The organism is Niastella sp. sgz303648 (assembly GCF_059587045.1).
Genome location: NZ_JCAPSW010000008.1, coordinates 224817 through 241520 on the forward strand (window position 1 = coordinate 224817; position 16704 = coordinate 241520).

The following is a 16704-nucleotide window of genomic DNA, read 5'->3' on the forward strand; positions in this document are numbered from 1 at the left end:
TGTGCCTTGGGGCTTAACTTTTTCATGGCTGTACTTTTCATCCGGTTATTATGAACACTTCTTCAATATGTATGCCCCGGATAAGCATCATTTGCCAGTATACTCCACCCACATGCCGGAATTTATGGGTATTGATTTTCAGGTGTTTATTAAATTGGGGCATACAAACAGTGTACGGTTTTGATACTTTTCTGTTCATTAATGAACCGGGGGTGTAACTTGTTTTGAGCTGTGGTAGTCATAGTAAGTGTATCGGCACTATAAAAAGTTTGTCAAAAGCTGTAACCCGGGATGAACAACTGTAGTCTGATACGTACACCTAATAAACAATCAATAAAAAATATAAAGTATGGAAACTTCTCAATTAGCGATAATCTGGTTACTGATGGGCACATTGGCATTGTTTGCAATGATATTTGGCCTGGGGTATTTGCGCAACCGGGAAAATATGTCGATGATTGAAAAAGGATTGAACCCCCGGTTACAAAAAAGTCGTCCGGCTCCTTATACAAATTTAAAGTGGGGATTATTGCTTGTAGGGGCGGGAGCAGGATTACTGGTGGCATTTATATTAAGTGAGTACGTGTTGGTAAGGCAGGATAAATTCGGTAGCTATTCCAATGATAATCCGGCAGTTTATTTTGCTTTAATAGCCATTGGTGGCGGTTTGGGTTTGATTGCCTCTTATCGTGTTGAAAAGAAAGAGCTGTTAAATAAAGACAACGAAAGTGTTTAGTTCGCCCCTTAACAACCAACAACCGGAATCTGAAGCCATGATCAGATTCCGGTTGTTGGTGCATTTTAAGTACTATTTTTTCATCACACTCAATGCCTTTGAAATAGCCGTATCGTCGGCATTGCTCACTTCATAATAGCCTTCCATGCGCCATATCTGGCGGGCCAGCCAGGTTTTGATGCGTTTTTCAATATCAAGTTTATCGCGTTCGGGAATGTTTTGAACATGTACCGAATTTTGGGCAGCATAGCTCATCAAACTGTTCCAGGCTGTATGTGTGTCGGTATACCGGCGGGCGAAGTCGGCCGGATCTTTAAACTGGTCAAAATAAGCTTTATTCTGCTGGTAGTATACGTATATGAATTTGCTGAAGAGCTGGTTATCGAACAATACATATACATTGCTTGAAAAGGTGGCTGTGTCGAAAGGAACAAAAATATCGGGAGTAATGCCGCCGCCACCATAAACGATTCTACCGCTTTTGGTTTTAAAGGCCGGTCCGGTATGGTTGCTTACGGTATCGCCATTTACCAGTTCGCCGTTTTCGAACCGATCGGCCAGTTCCTCATTGTATGCTTCGCGACCCTTGTTATAGGGTTTTTGAATATTTCGGCCGATGGGTGTATAATAACGGGCAACAGTTAACCGCAATGCCGAACCATCGCTTAAGTCGTACTGTTCCTGAACAAGACCTTTTCCAAATGTTCTGCGGCCGATGATGGTAGCCCGGTCCCAGTCCTGTAAGGCGCCAGCCACTACTTCACTGGCCGAAGCCGAGCTTTCATCTACCAGTAAAACCAGTTTTCCTTTTTCGAACAAACCGGGGCGTTTGCAATGGTATTCGTTTTTTTCCTGCTTTTCGCCCTGGGTATATACGATTAGCCGTTCGTCATCTAAAAATTCATCTACTATATCAGTTGCTTCGGTTAAAATACCGCCGCCATTGCCGCGCAAATCGAATATGAGTTTTTTCATTCCTTTTTGCTGCAGGGCTTCCATGGCTTTCATAAATTCTTCGTAGGTAGTGCCTGAGAATTTATTCAAATGAATATAACCGGTTGTTGTGTCGATCATGTACGAAGCATCTACCGAGTACAGGGGTATGGTACCGCGTGTAATAAGTGTTTGCACCTTTTTATTATTGCGCAGCACGGTAACCTGCACCTTGCTGCCGCCTTCGCCCCGTAACAGATTTTTTATTTTATCGGCTGTAATGCTTTTACCGGCAACGGCGGTATCGCCTACAAGCAAAAATTTATCACCTACCTGTAAACCGGCTTTATCGCTGGGACCGCCTGAGAGTACATTAGTAACATGAACCGTATCGTTGATAATAAAGAATTCAACCCCTATACCTTCAAAATTGCCCTGCAGGTCTTCATTGATTTCCTCTACGTTCGAAGCAGGTATATAAACTGAATGGGGGTCGAGGTGAGCCAGCATGGCCTGAATAGCGTCTTCGGTAAGGGTGTCGGTATTAACTTTATCTACATATTTCATGTTCACAAGGTCAACCACTTCCTGTAAAACCGACCGCTTACCACTATTAAAAATGCCACGTGAAGAAGGTACATTTTGCCGCAAAGCCGAACCAATAAACATGCCCACTATTAATACTATCGAAAATAACAGCGGCATCCATACTTGTAGTCTTTTCATCTGGAAAAAATAATAAAAATTGTTTTAATAAGGCAAGGTGTTAGTTGATAAGTTAACAAGTTGATAAGTTAACAAGTTGATCAGTTGACAAGTTGAATTGTTAATCACCTTGTTAACTTGTCAACTTTTTAACTTGTAAACTCGTCAGTTAAGTCGCGTGAATTTGCCGGGGTGGCAAAAAAATGGCAACTCATGCTATTGAATTTTTCAAATTTCCGGCGAAGTTCATAATTAATTTGCAAGTAACGTTTTTTTGTTTTTTAATGGTTACAGGCCGCATTATACGGGCACTTTGTATAAATAAACGGCAAATTTGTGCATAATCACCCGATGCAAATTGCGTGTTTGTGCAGGATGTTGTTCCTTGTTTCTGCATGGTTGTTTCACCTGTGCTTCTTACCTTCGTTACACGGCTATGTTTAAAAATGAGCCAGTTATACAAATTTCTTAAGTACCGTACATACCGGTGCGAATATACAGCCCGACCGTATCCATGCGGGGCCTTTTGGCGTTAGTTTTGGGTAAACAGTTCGGAATTATTACAATTAAACGGAAACTTATGGCAATACTGCTGGCAGACAGTGGGGCAACAAAATGTGAATGGTATTTGGCAGAATCAAAAAAAAGCACCAAAACTGTTTTTACTCAGGGCATTAGCCCTTATTTTTTAAATGAAGAAAAAACCATTGCTTTATTAAAGCAAGAGCTGCTGCCCCAAATTGCTGATGCCGCAGGTATTACAGAAATACACTATTACGGCACCGGCATGCGCAACCCGGGCAATGTAAATATGGTTAAAACAGCCCTTACTACTGTTTTCAGTAATGCTGTTACTGAAGTGAGCGACGATATGCTGGCGGCAGCCAGGGCATTGAATGGCCATAATAAAGGCCTGGCCTGCAACCTGGGCACCGGTTCTTTTGCGGTATATTATGATGGAAACAGCATTACCAAACAGGCGCCCGGCATTGGTTATATTCTGGGTGATGAAGGAAGCGGCGCTTACCTGGGTAAAAAAGTACTGCAATATTATTTGTACAATACCTTTGACGAGGAACTGCGTTATAAATTCGAAGACAGGTATAATACAACGGCTGTTGATATATTGGAAAATGTTTACCGCAAACCACTTGCAAACAGATATCTGGCTTCCTATGCCCTTTTCCTGTCGGAAAACCGGGGGCATTACATGATTGAAAATATTATTGAAGACGGATTGAATGATTTTTTCTTTACCCATCTGTGCAAATTTTCCGAAAGCTGGAATTTTCCAATACACTTTGTAGGCGGCGTGGCATTTGCGTTTAATGACATCGTAAAAGAGTTGTGTCAATCATACGAGTTTGAGCAAGGCCACATTTTAAAGGGAGCTATGGAAGGGTTAATTGAATACCATGTATCATGAAAAACAAACTTGTACCCAATATCAATCAAACATTGAACAATAGCAACATGGCGGATTTTAACAGGATAACGGAACAGCCGAGTGATTACCGGGACCTCGAAAAAATGAGTATTCACGAGTTGCTTACCAACATGAATACCGAGGACAAAAAGGTTCCGTTTGCTGTAGAAAAAGCCATTCCCCAAATAGAAAAACTCGTAGCAGCCATAGCCGATAAAATGCTTGCCGGTGGCCGGCTTTTTTACATAGGCGCCGGAACCAGCGGTCGCCTGGGCATTCTGGATGCCAGTGAAATTCCACCCACATATGGATTGCCGCACGGACTGGTGATTGGCATTATTGCCGGGGGCGATATTGCTATTCAGCGGCCGGTTGAGCAGGCCGAAGACAGCTGGGAGCAGGGCTGGGCCGATTTAATGAAACATGCCATTGATGAAAAAGACGTAGTGATTGGTATTGCCGCCAGCGGCACTACGCCCTATGTGATCGGCGCATTGAACGAAGCCCGCAAAAAAGGCATTATCACAGGCTGTATAACCTGTAATGCAGGTTCACCGCTGGCTGCAGCATCTGAGCTACCGGTTGAAGTAGTGGTAGGCCCCGAATTTGTTACCGGCAGCACCCGCATGAAAAGCGGTACCGCACAAAAGCTGGTGCTGAACATGATCAGCACAGCCGTAATGATACAAATAGGCAGGGTAGAGGATAATAAAATGGTAAACATGCAGCTTACCAACAGCAAGCTGGTTGACCGCGGCACTAAAATGGTGATGGAAAAAACCGGCATCAGCGATTACCATAAAGCCCTCGAATTGTTGCTTAAATATGGCAGTGTGAAAAAGGCAGTGGATTCATTGAAGAAGTAAAAATCAAATTAGTCAATCACTCAAATAAGTCAAATTGTTTCTGACCCCGGCCTGTCTTAATTAAGAAGAGAGGTTCGGGGTCAGATGTTTTTTACGACCTGTTTGACATTTATCATACAGGACAACTTCTTTCATTTTCTTAATGAACTAACGTTGGCAGGCTGCGCAAAAAGCTGTAACTTTTAAGTAACATATCATTAAACTTATACTTATGAGGTACAGAATTTTACCTGCCACTTTTATTGCAATGTGTTCGCTGCTGACTGTGAATGCACAACAAAAACAAACTACTACAGCTTTTGCTATTACCAGCACAGAGAAAGGAAACTTTAACTGGACCGATGTAAAGCAAATTGATTTTACAACCGGTAATGTTACCCGCTCCGTTTTCGATTCAAAGCAAACCAATTTCACAGTATACAATGCACGAACCGGAAAAGAAATAAAAACAACCAGTGTACAAAATGGTGTAACCAGCACGTCGCCGGTTGCTTCTTTATCGGCTGCCTGCGCATACGACCAGCGGCATAACCGCCTGTATTATGCGCCTTTGTTCATGAACCAGCTGCGGTATATTGACCTCGATGCTGCTTCACCAAAAATTTATTATTTCGAAAACGAACCCTTTACACCGGCTGCCGATTTAAATAACGAAGCCAATCATATTACCCGCATGGTTATTGCCGCCGATGGCAATGGATATGCGCTCAGTAACGATGGCAATCATCTGCTACGTTTTACCACAAGCCGCAAGCCGGTTATTACCGACCTGGGGGCTGTTCAGGATGATGCCTTGAACGGACAATTATCCATTCACGCCAAAACAACCGGCTGGGGTGGCGATATGGTGGCCGATGCTGCCGATAACCTGTATGTGGTGACGGCTTACCGGCATGTTTTCAAAATAAACATTCAAAGCAAAATAGCTACTTATGTTGCTGAAATACAGGGATTGTCTGCGAACTTTACTACCAATGGGGCAGTGGTTGATAATGAAGGCAACTTAATTGTAAGCAGCGCCAACACTACTGAGGGCTATTATAAAGTAGATGTTCATACATGGCAGGCCACCCGCATCGATATCAAAGGCACCGTTTTCAATGCTTCGGACCTGGCCAATGGCAACTTCGTATTTGCCAATGATAAAAACACCATATCGTTAATAAACAGAACTGTTATTCGCAATGATAAAATTGCTGTATATCCCAATCCGGTTTTAACCAATCAGTTGTATGTAAGTTTTAATAGTAAGGAGTCCGGCAGGTATACCATTCAGGTGGTAGATTTAACCGGAAAAATTATTACCGAAAAAGTGGTGCAGGTAGCTTTTGCCGGACAGGTGGTACCTATGTATGTGTATAACAACCTGGCAAAGGGCCCGTATATGGTAAAAGTGTTAAACAATGGTAAAAAAGCGATATTTACCGACCAGGTGATCGTGCAATAAGCAATAAAAAATATTTGGAAACCGTATACCGAAGGCTGTAAATTGCTACAGCCTTTTTTCTTTTTTATATGTCGTCTGTGGCATAGTTTTTAATAAAACGGGCAATAAGCAACAGGCAATAGGCAAAGGGCAATAAACAACAGGTAAGAGGTGCGGTTGTAAAATTGCCAATTGCAAATTGTCAATAGCCAATTGATTTAGTTATGCACGAAATAGAACCATTTTATAACTGGCGTCACATATACACCAGTGAGCAGGATGAACGGTCACCGTTTTTCGGAAGGGTGTACTCTGAGTTTGTATTTTCACAAACAGTATACAATTATTATATCCATCCCCAGTGGGATGACTTTGGTTCGCGCACCATGTACCTGAAAGTATTGATGGCCGATTATGAAGAACATTATGCCGTCATTGAGTTGATTGGTGAATGGAATGACGCCATTGAAAATGATATCATGGAATTGAAGCGCGAAGTAACCGATGTGTTTTTTTATCAGGGCATAACCAAATTTATTTTTATAGCCGAGAACGTATTGAACTTTCATAGCGGCGACAGAGATTATTACCAGGAATGGTTTGAAGAAGTAACTGATGAAGACGGATGGATAGTGATCGTAAACATGCCCGAACAAACGCAGTACGATTTTAAACACGCCCGGCTTAACCGCTATGTTGAATTGATGGACATCGATAACTGGCGCACCTACAAGCCTTTCCATTTATTTAAAATGATCGATGAAATAATGCGTAAAAGACTTGAATAAACATTTTACTTCCCGCCTTCGGCGGGTTTTTTTTGTAATGAAGTTTCGCGCAAAGGCGCTGAGGCGCAAAAAATAACCTGTCAGTTTTAGATCTTAATGTAAGGCTGAAAAATATTTGAATAACCTTTGAATTGCTTTGCGCCTCCGCGCCTTAGCGCGATTTTTTGCTGCGAATACTAACGAACGGAAGTTAAATTATCTGTGTTCATCTGTGTAATCTCCCGACAAATCGGGACAGGCTGTGGCAAACGATTCGTTCACCGAAGGTGGCCATCTGCAATTTGTGGCTTGAAAACCGGTTTTAAATATCGCTGAAATGCAGTGCCACAGAGCGTTTTATACAGAAATCGACCAGTTGGGTATAGTAATTATTTGAGAAAAAAATTTGTCTATAATCAATTAGTTATTATTTTTGACATAATGAACATCGCAAAAGCATACCGTTTCTTTTACTTTTATTTTTACTTCTACTTTACCAGTAGGCCGGGAATGCTTTTGTTGACAACAAAATAAGAATAACAAAAAGATCAACATAAGAAGTCCCGGCAAAAAAGCCGGGACTTTTTTTTATCCCCCCGATTGATCGGGGCATCGTAAAAAAAAGAATCTATGGCGGAACGAAAACAACAACAGGAAATCACCGATGCAACACCAGGCTCAAATGGTATGCAGGGCACCGGAATACGGGTTTCGATACAAGGCTATGAAGGCAGTTTTCACCAGGAAGCGGCCCGGCAGTTTTTCGGAAAAAATGTAAGCGTGATACCCTGCGCCACCTTTCGCGATGTGATCAAAATTGCATCGAACAAAAAAGAAAGTCATGGAGGTGTAATGGCCATCGAAAATTCCATCGCCGGCAGCATTCTTCCCAACTACAACCTGCTGCAAAAAAGTTCCCTGAAGATCATTGGAGAAATTTACCTGCCTATTAAGCAACAACTGCTGGTAAATCCCGGAGTACAACTCGAAGATATACGCGAAGTTCACTCACATCATATGGCCATTCAACAGTGCCTTGAGTTTTTGGATAAATACAACTGGAAGTTAGTTGAAACTGAAGACACTGCCCTTAGCGCCAAACACATTCAGCAACATCACAGCAAGCACATAGCTGCTATTGCCAGCAAGCTGGCAGCCGACCTGTTCAACCTCGAAGTAATTGCTCCCAATATTCATACACTCAAAAATAATTATACCCGGTTTTTGGTTTTGCAACCCGAAGATGTAGCGCAACCGGTCGCAGATGCCGATAAAGCCTCGGTAAATTTTCATACCGATCATTCGCGTGGAAGTTTGGCAAGGGTATTAACCCGCATTGCCGATAGTGGCATTAACCTGAGCAAGCTGCAAAGCTTTCCTATACCGGGCAGCGACTGGCAATACAGTTTTCATGCCGATATGGAGTTTGAAACCTTAACACAGTTTCACAATGTGATTGAAAGCATTCAGCCTATTACCAGTGAGTTGAAAATATATGGGATTTATAAGAACGGGAAATCAATTAGCTAATATGCGAATTTGAAAATTTGAAAATAAGCCAATTTTAAAATGCTTTTACTCAGCCATTTTTAAATTATCAAATCATCAAATTTTCAAAATGAACCAATTTGAAAATGCTTTTCGAACCACAATGGGTTTCCATTTTCAAATTATCAAATTTTCGAATTGTATGCAGACATCTAAACGATTAGAAGGTATTGGCGAATACTATTTTTCGCAAAAGCTGCGGGAGATTGATGAGTTGAATAAGCAGGGAAAGAACGTGATCAATCTTGGTATTGGCAGTCCCGATCTGCCACCGCATCCCGATGTTATAAAAACTTTGCAGGAAGAAAGCGCCAAACCCAATGTGCACGCGTATCAGAGCTATAAAGGATCGTTGGTATTGCGAAAGTCTATCAGCGACTGGTACAAAAAATGGTACGATGTTGAGCTCAATGCCGATACCGAAATATTGCCGCTCATAGGCAGCAAAGAAGGGATCATGCATATTTGTATGACTTATTTGAATGAAGGTGATAAAGTATTGGTGCCTAACCCCGGTTATCCAACTTACCGAAGCGCGGTAAAATTAGCCGGCGGCGAATGTGTGGATTATGAATTAAAAGAAGAAAACAACTGGGAACCTGATTTTGATGCGTTAGATAAAATAGTAGCAGAATCATCTTCATCCCCCTCCACCGGCGGGGGGCGGGGGGAGGCCGGGGCCTTCAAGCTCATGTGGATCAACTATCCGCAAATGCCTACCGGTCAGTTGCCCACCAAAAGCCTGTTCGAAAAAATAGTGGCCTTTGGTAAAAAGCATAACATTCTTATTTGTCACGATAACCCGTACAGCTTTATTCTGAATGATAATCCGTTGAGCTTATTGAATGTGCCCGGCGCCAAAGACGTGGCCATTGAATTGAATTCGCTCAGCAAATCGCAGAACATGGCAGGGTGGAGAGTAGGGGTATTGTGCGGCGCCAAAGAGCGCATCGATGAAGTATTGCGGTTTAAAAGCAATATGGACAGCGGCATGTTCCTTCCCGTACAGTTAGCTGCTGCCAAAGCATTACAATTGCCCAAAAGCTGGTACGATGATGTGAACACTGTTTACAGAAAGCGTCGCGAAATAGTATTTGAATTGCTCGATCTGCTGCAATGCGTGTACGATAAAGGCCAGGCCGGCATGTTTGTATGGGCAAAAATTCCTTCAAACTATAAAACCGGTTTTGAGGTAAGCGATGAAGTGCTGTACAATACCGGCGTATTTATAACGCCCGGCGGCATATTCGGCAAAGCAGGCGATGGCTACATACGCGTAAGCCTTTGCAGTCCCGAAGAAAAGTTTGCAGAAAGCATTAAACGAATAAAAGCATTTTTACCAGCATTAAAAGTTAAATAGGATGTTCAATACCGTTACCATAGTTGGAGTTGGTTTAATCAGCGGTTCGTTTAGCCTGGCTTTAAAAGACAGGTCGCTGGTTAAAAAAGTAATTGGGGTAAGCCGTACAGAGGCCAGTGGCAAAAAAGCGCTGGAGCTTGGTTTGGCCGATGAAATATTGCCCCTCGAAGAAGCGGTAAAGCAGAGTGACCTGATTTATGTGGCCATACCTGTTGATGCTACCATTGGGGTAATGCAACAGATCATGGACATGGTGACCGATAAACAGATTGTGGCCGATGCAGGCAGCACCAAACATGCGTTGTGCGCGGCATTGAACAATCATCCCATGCGTAAGCGCTTTGTAGCCACGCACCCCATGTGGGGAACCGAGTACAGCGGCCCCGAAGCCGCCGTACGCGATGCATTCGCCGGCAGGGCCTGTGTTATTTGTGAAAAGGAAAAAAGCGATGCAGCAGCGGTTGATATCATTGAGCAGCTATACCGCTTGCTTGGTATGCACATCACCTACATGGATGCCGACAGCCACGATATGCATACGGCTTATGTAAGTCATATTTCGCACATCACCTCCTTTGCGCTGGCCAATACGGTATTGGAAAAAGAAAAAGAAGAAGATACCATATTCGAACTGGCCGGCGGTGGTTTCGAAAGCACGGTGAGGCTGGCTAAAAGCAACCCGGCCATGTGGGTGCCCATTTTTAAGCAAAACCGCGAAAATGTGCTGGATGTTTTAAACGAACATATCAGTCAGTTGCGTAAGTTCAAGGCCTGTTTGGAAAAAGAGAATTACACCTATTTGCAGGAACTGATCGAGCAGGCGAACAAGATCAGGAGGATTTTGAAGTAGGCAGTAGACAGTAGGCAATGGGCAATAGACTGGTGAACAGGATCAGGATCGTAAAATTTCCGGTGATATGCTAAAAAAGTCATATAAGATAACCGGAACCTGATGGGGAAAGCTTTTCAATCTGTGAAATGCCATGCAATAGCGACCAGGCAAATATGTAAATGGCTAACATATAACACTTATTGCTCTTTGAACAGGATTAATTTAGGTCAAGGGCTATATAAACAGTACCTTTGCGCCAAATTTTCTGACTATGATTACATTCGATGCATTGGGTTTGGATGACAGGCTGATACAGGCCACCAATGCTTTAGGTTTTGTGAATCCCACGCCGATACAGGAACAGGCTATTCCTGTGTTATTAAGCGGTACCACGGATCTGGTGGGATTGGCTCAAACAGGTACCGGAAAAACGGCAGCGTTCGGATTGCCATTATTGCAACTGATGGATGTGCAGAAAAAGCATCCCCAGGCTTTAGTGGTATGCCCTACGAGGGAATTGTGCATGCAAATCGTGAACGAGGTTGAAATGTTCAAGAAATTTATACCGGGTATGTATGTGGTGGCCGTTTATGGCGGAACCCCTATAGGACAACAAATTCGTGAACTGAGAAGAGGTGTACAGGTTGTTGTGGCTACCCCGGGCCGTTTGATTGATCTTATTGAGCGCAAGGCTATTGACCTGGAGCAGATTAAATATGTGGTACTCGACGAAGCCGATGAAATGCTGAACATGGGCTTTCAGGAAGATATTGAGTTCATTTTGCAGAACACCCCGAAACGCGAAAGCACCTGGTTGTTCAGCGCTACCATGCCACCCGAAATTCGCCGGGTTAGCAAGCGCTATATGAAAGATCCGGTAGAAGTTACGGTGGGCAAAGTGAATTCGGCCAATAAAAACATCGATCACCAGTATTATGTTACCAGTGCCCAGCACCGGTACGAAGCATTGAAAAGGTTGATTGATTTTAACCCGGGCATTTACGGCATCATTTTTACACGTACCAAGGCCGATGCTCAGGAAATTGCCGAAAAGCTAACACGCGAAGGATACGATATCGATGCATTGCACGGCGATCTTACGCAGGGGCAACGCGATAAAGTGATGAGTGATTTTCGCGAAAAAACCTTACAGCTCTTAATAGCAACGGATGTGGCGGCACGCGGAATTGATGTGCAGGGTATTACCCACGTTATCAATTACGAATTACCCGATGACGTGGAAGTGTACACGCACCGGAGCGGTCGTACAGGCCGTGCAGGAAAAACGGGCGTGTGTATGTCGATCGTGCATATGCGCGAGCTGGGAAAAATGCGTCAGATACAAACCATTGTACAGGCGCCTTTTCATAAGCTTGAAATTCCTTCGGGCAAAGATGTTTGCCGCAAACAGTTTTATCACTTTATGGATAAACTGCTGCAATTGGATATAAGCCATGGCGACTATGAAAGCTATGTGCCGATGCTGGAGGAAAAATTTGCCGACATGAGTAAGGAAGAAATCCTGAAGCGTATGGCAGCCCTTGAGTTCAACAGGTTTTTGAAGTATTATGAAAATGCCGAAGACCTGAATACACGCGAACAGCGTCGTGAACGTGGCGATAAAATGGCGGTAAGCAGAAGGAGTGAAGTAGGTGAAAGAAAGCCTTACATAGATACAAGAGGCCGAAAATTCGGAAGCAACGGAGGTGGCGATTACACCAAGTTGTTTGTAAACCTCGGTACTAAAGATGGTTTTTACAAAGCCAGTTTTCTGCAGTTTATTTTAGATATGAGCGAGCTGCAAAAAGAAGTGCTGGGCCGCATCGATATGAAGGAAATGAACAGCTGGATCGAGATAGATAAGCGTGTTGCCCGGCAAATGATTGCAGCAATTGATGGCAGAAATTACAAAGGAAGAAGAATACGGATGAATGAGGCGGATAGCCGCAGGTAATACAAATTAGCCAATGTGCTAATTAGCTAATGTGCTAATTGCTCAATGTGCAATTTGAAAATGGCCTCGGTGCAGATTTTTACATTAGCACATTATCACATTAGTTAATTAGCAAATTACATTATATGCAACAAACATCAACAACCACGAGAGAAACGGTGCAGAAGATATGGAAAAAGCGTCCCATTATTATCAGCGGGCCCTGTAGTGCCGAAACCGAAGAACAGGTGCTTGAAACAGCTTCCCGCCTGGCAAAGACCGGTAAAGTAGATATCCTTCGCGCCGGTATATGGAAACCCCGTACACGCCCCGGTAGCTTTGAAGGTATCGGTACCAAAGGTTTGCCCTGGATGCAACAGGCTAAAAAGATCACCGGTTTACCGGTAACTGTAGAAGTTGCCACCGGCAAACAGGTAGAAGATGCACTCACTTTTGAAGTGGATGTATTGTGGATCGGCGCCCGTACTACTGTTAACCCGTTTAGTGTGCAGGAAGTTGCTGATGCATTACGTGGTGTAGATGTACCCGTATTAATTAAAAATCCCATCAATCCCGATCTTGAATTGTGGACAGGCGCCGTTGAGCGCGTAGCCAAAGCCGGTATTAAACAGGTTGGTTTAATTCATCGCGGATTTAGTTCATATGGTAATACCGAATACCGGAATGCGCCTATGTGGCACCTCGCTATTGAAATGAAGCGCCGCAATCCGGAATTATTAATGATCAATGATCCTTCGCACATTTGCGGCCGCCGCGATATTTTGCAGGATGTAGCCCAGAAAGCGATTGACCTTGATATGGATGGCCTGATCATCGAAAGCCATATCGATCCTGATAAAGCATGGAGCGATGCCAAGCAACAGATCACTCCCGAAAAACTGGCCGAAATGCTGGGTCAGATCGTTTGGCGTAAAGAAGATATTAACTCCGAAGAATATCACGCCGCACTTGAAAAACTGCGCCAGCAGATCAATCACCTCGACGACGAATTGATGCAGATACTGGGTCAGCGTATGAAAATTGCAGAAAAGATCGGTGAATACAAAAAGAACAACAACATCACCATTTTGCAAACGAACCGCTGGAACGAAATACTGGAAAGAGCTTTCAAAAAAGGCGAAAAGCTGAACCTGAGCAAAGAGTTCATCACCAAGTATTTCGACGCTGTGCACATGGAAAGTATCAACCACCAGAATAAGATCATGAACAGCTAAACGGCCCTGAGCCCTGAGCGAAGTCGAAGGGTCGAATGGACCGTATAAGGCACTGAGCGTAGTCGAAGGGGCGTGTGGCACACAAGCTTAAAAACAAGTTTAACAGCTTATGAACAGCTCTAACAAAGTGTATTTGTTCATTCATGTTATCTGTTGTGTTAAGAACAAAGAAGCTTTGTTATCAAAGCCTGTTCGTACAGTTTTGTTTGCCCACATAAAAAAACATGGTGAGGAGAATGGCATAAAAGTGCATACCGTAAACGGTGTCGACGACCATGTGCATATACTGCTGCAAATGATGCCGGCGCAGAACCTTGCGCAAATCATGAAAACCATTCGTGCTGAATCGGCCGGCTGGATCAATGAAAGCAGGTTCATGAAAGGCCCGTTTGAATGGGAAGATGATTTTTCGGCTTTAAGCGTAAGTCCCAGCAGCGTAAAACAGGTGATAGATTTTATTGACAAACAGGAGGAACATCATAAAACGAAGACATTGGAAAGTGAGCTGGAGGTGTTTCAGAAAATTCAGTTTTGATTTACAATGCAAACAAAAAGTTACCGGTTCTCGTCCGCCACAGCGAATTACTATTTCGATGCAGATTTTTCAAAACTCGAAAAGCTCATTGGAAAGGAACAGGCGGTACTGATCACCGATGATCATGTTTTTCAGGCCCATAAAAAGAAACTGAAAGGCTGGAATTGCATTACACTGATACCGGGCGAAGAATACAAGATCCAGGCCACGGTAGATTCGGTGATTGAGCAGCTGATTGAATTTAAAGCCGATCGCAGCACCTGGCTGATAGGTATCGGCGGTGGCGTGATCACCGATTTAACAGGCTATATAGCTGCCGTTTACATGCGCGGCATTCGCTGTGGCTTTGTTCCTACTACAGTATTGGCCATGGTCGATGCATCGATCGGCGGAAAGAACGGTATCGATGTAGGCATTTATAAAAACCTCGTAGGCACTATTCGTCAGCCTCAGTTTTTGTTATACGATTACAGCTTTTTAAAATCACTTCCCAAACAGGAATGGGTGAACGGCTTTGCCGAGATCATCAAACACAGCTGTATAAAAGACCTGCGATTGTTTAAAGAACTGGAACAACACAAACCAGGTTATTACCAAAAAGATAAACCGGCACTGGCCAAACTGATCCGCCGCAATGCAGAAATTAAATCTGCCGTGGTACAGGAAGATGAATTTGAAAAAGGCGAACGGCGCTTACTGAACTTTGGCCATACCCTTGGGCATGCCATTGAAAATATGTATGAGCTGAGTCACGGGCAGGCCATCAGTATTGGTATGACAGCTGCTTGTAAAATTTCTGAACGGTTAACGGGTTTTAAAGAAAGCGAACGGGTTATTAAAGTGCTCGACCAGTATGGATTGCCAACGCTTGCCACCTATGATAAAGAAAAAGCTTTTGAAGTGCTGACGATGGATAAAAAGCGCGAGAAGAAAGCGATGAATTATGTACTGCTCAATAAAATAGGGAAGGGAGTGGTGCAGTCGGTACCAATGGATGAGCTGCAGCGCATTATTAATGAAATTTGAAAATTTGAAAATACGCCAATTTGAAAATGGTTAGCACCACGCAGCGATTGCTGTATTCATTTTCAAATTTTCAAATTAACTCATTTTCAAATTAGAAAAGAATGATCGTAACAATTCAACCTTCAGATATAAAAGGAACCATACAGGCGCCGGCATCAAAAAGCTCCATGCAACGGGGCTGTGCAGCCGCGCTACTGAATAAAGGAACAACCATCATTCGCAATCCCGGTCATTCGAACGACGATAAAGCGGCACTGGGTGTTATCAAAGGCCTGGGTGCTGCTATTGAAACGCTCGAAGATGGTTCTTTAAAAGTAACAGGCAGCGGTGTAAATCCCGATTGCGGCGCTGTTAATTGCGGCGAAAGCGGATTAGGCATTCGTATGTTTACCCCTATTATTGCGTTAAGCGATAAAAGCATTACGATCAATGGGGAAGGCAGTTTGATGAGCCGGCCGATGGATTTTTTTGATGAGGTATTACCGCAACTCGGTGTTGAGATCATTTCAAACGAAGGAAAGCTGCCATTGAAAGTAAAGGGACCTTTACAACCAAAAAATATTGAAATAGACGGTTCACTCAGCTCGCAGTTTTTAACCGGTTTGCTGATGGCTTATGCAGCTGCCGGTGCAGGTAATGTGACCATCAGAGTGAACAACCTCAAAAGCAAGCCCTATATCGATCTCACCCTGCAGGTAATGAAACAGTTTGGCTGGATGGTAGAGAACAGAAATTACGAAGCGTTTCACTTTGCGGGAACTACAAACCTCAAACCTCAAACTACAAACTATACAGTTGAAGGCGACTGGAGCGGTGCTGCATTTTTACTGGTAACCGGCGCCATTGCCGGCGACATTACCGTAAAAGGGCTGGATATACAATCAACCCAGGCCGACCGGGCTGTACTGCAGGCTTTACAGGCCTGTGGAGCTCGCATGTCGATTCAATCAGAGCAGATAGAAATCGGACCTGCACCCCTGAAAGCATTTCAGTTCAATGCTACAGAGTGCCCCGATCTGTTTCCGCCCCTGGTAGCGCTTGCTGCCTATTGCAAAGGCACTACCGTGATAGAAGGCGTAACAAGGCTTACCCATAAAGAAAGCAACCGCGCGTTGACGTTACAGGAAGAGTTTGGAAAAATGGGTATATCCATTGAGCTGCAGAACGACCTGATGCTGATAAAGGGCGGCGACGGGGTGAAAGGCGCTTCAGTACATTCGCACCACGATCATCGTATTGCGATGGCCTGTGCGGTGGCCGCCTTAAAAGCTACCGGCGAAACCGTGATCAGCGAAGCGCAGGCGGTAAGCAAATCGTATCCCGATTTTTATGAGCATATACAGGCGTTGGGTGCAAAAAAATTTGAAAATTAAATT

The 16704-nt window shown here is 43.7% G+C and carries 15 protein-coding genes; 13 read left to right on the plus strand and 2 right to left on the minus strand.

All coding sequences use genetic code 11. From position 1 onward, the window contains the following. Positions 1–37: 37 nt before the first annotated feature. Positions 38–163, minus strand: coding sequence for a hypothetical protein (locus tag AC59IL_RS23650; RefSeq protein WP_496554675.1), 126 nt, complete (start codon positions 161–163; stop codon positions 38–40). 186 nt (positions 164–349) lie between these two features. Between AC59IL_RS23650 and AC59IL_RS23655 the strand changes: the two genes are divergently transcribed. Beyond that, positions 350–736, plus strand: coding sequence for a DUF6249 domain-containing protein (locus AC59IL_RS23655; RefSeq protein WP_496554676.1), 387 nt, complete (start codon positions 350–352; stop codon positions 734–736). 72 nt (positions 737–808) lie between these two features. Here the strand turns inward: AC59IL_RS23655 and AC59IL_RS23660 are convergent, their stop codons facing one another. Next, positions 809–2395: a S41 family peptidase gene (locus AC59IL_RS23660; RefSeq protein ID WP_496554677.1), complete on the minus strand. Its 1587-nt coding sequence runs from the start codon at positions 2393–2395 to the stop codon at positions 809–811. Positions 2396–2954: 559 nt separating this feature from the next. On the opposite strand from AC59IL_RS23660, the gene AC59IL_RS23665 reads away from it, so the two are divergent. The 12 genes from AC59IL_RS23665 (at position 2955) to aroA (ending at position 16701) form a co-directional block, all read left to right on the plus strand. Then, a complete protein-coding gene (locus tag AC59IL_RS23665) occupies positions 2955–3800 on the plus strand; it encodes an N-acetylglucosamine kinase (protein WP_496554678.1) in 846 nt (281 codons plus the stop codon). A 47-nt stretch (positions 3801–3847) separates the two neighbouring features. Beyond that, complete coding sequence (murQ, locus tag AC59IL_RS23670; RefSeq protein ID WP_496554872.1) at positions 3848–4666, plus strand: N-acetylmuramic acid 6-phosphate etherase; 819 nt, start codon at positions 3848–3850, stop codon at positions 4664–4666. A gap of 211 nt (positions 4667–4877) precedes the next feature. Next, positions 4878–6113 carry a T9SS type A sorting domain-containing protein gene (locus tag AC59IL_RS23675; RefSeq protein ID WP_496554679.1) on the plus strand — a complete coding sequence of 412 codons (1236 nt, stop codon included), beginning with the start codon at positions 4878–4880 and terminating at the stop codon, positions 6111–6113. 203 nt (positions 6114–6316) lie between these two features. Further along, positions 6317–6880, plus strand: coding sequence for a hypothetical protein (locus AC59IL_RS23680; protein WP_496554680.1), 564 nt, complete (start codon positions 6317–6319; stop codon positions 6878–6880). 609 nt (positions 6881–7489) lie between these two features. Beyond that, on the plus strand, positions 7490–8389 hold the full coding sequence (locus AC59IL_RS23685; RefSeq protein WP_496554681.1) for a prephenate dehydratase: 900 nt from the start codon (positions 7490–7492) through the stop codon (positions 8387–8389). Between the two features lie 160 nt (positions 8390–8549). Beyond that, positions 8550–9767, plus strand: coding sequence for a pyridoxal phosphate-dependent aminotransferase (locus tag AC59IL_RS23690; RefSeq protein ID WP_496554682.1), 1218 nt, complete (start codon positions 8550–8552; stop codon positions 9765–9767). A 1-nt stretch (position 9768) separates the two neighbouring features. Next, positions 9769–10617: a prephenate dehydrogenase gene (locus AC59IL_RS23695; protein ID WP_496554683.1), complete on the plus strand. Its 849-nt coding sequence runs from the start codon at positions 9769–9771 to the stop codon at positions 10615–10617. 253 nt (positions 10618–10870) lie between these two features. Further along, on the plus strand, positions 10871–12553 hold the full coding sequence (locus AC59IL_RS23700) for a DEAD/DEAH box helicase (RefSeq protein WP_496554684.1): 1683 nt from the start codon (positions 10871–10873) through the stop codon (positions 12551–12553). A 125-nt stretch (positions 12554–12678) separates the two neighbouring features. Beyond that, positions 12679–13767, plus strand: coding sequence for a chorismate mutase (locus AC59IL_RS23705; protein ID WP_496554685.1), 1089 nt, complete (start codon positions 12679–12681; stop codon positions 13765–13767). Between the two features lie 109 nt (positions 13768–13876). Beyond that, entirely contained in the window at positions 13877–14302 is a 426-nt protein-coding gene (locus tag AC59IL_RS23710) for a transposase (RefSeq protein ID WP_496554686.1), read from the plus strand. 6 nt (positions 14303–14308) lie between these two features. Continuing rightward, entirely contained in the window at positions 14309–15328 is a 1020-nt protein-coding gene (gene aroB, locus AC59IL_RS23715; RefSeq protein ID WP_496554687.1) for a 3-dehydroquinate synthase, read from the plus strand. Between the two features lie 101 nt (positions 15329–15429). After that, the gene (gene aroA / locus AC59IL_RS23720; protein ID WP_496554688.1) at positions 15430–16701 is read left to right on the plus strand and encodes a 3-phosphoshikimate 1-carboxyvinyltransferase; all 1272 of its coding nucleotides are present in this window, start codon (positions 15430–15432) and stop codon (positions 16699–16701) included. The last annotated feature ends 3 nt before the right edge of the window (positions 16702–16704 follow it).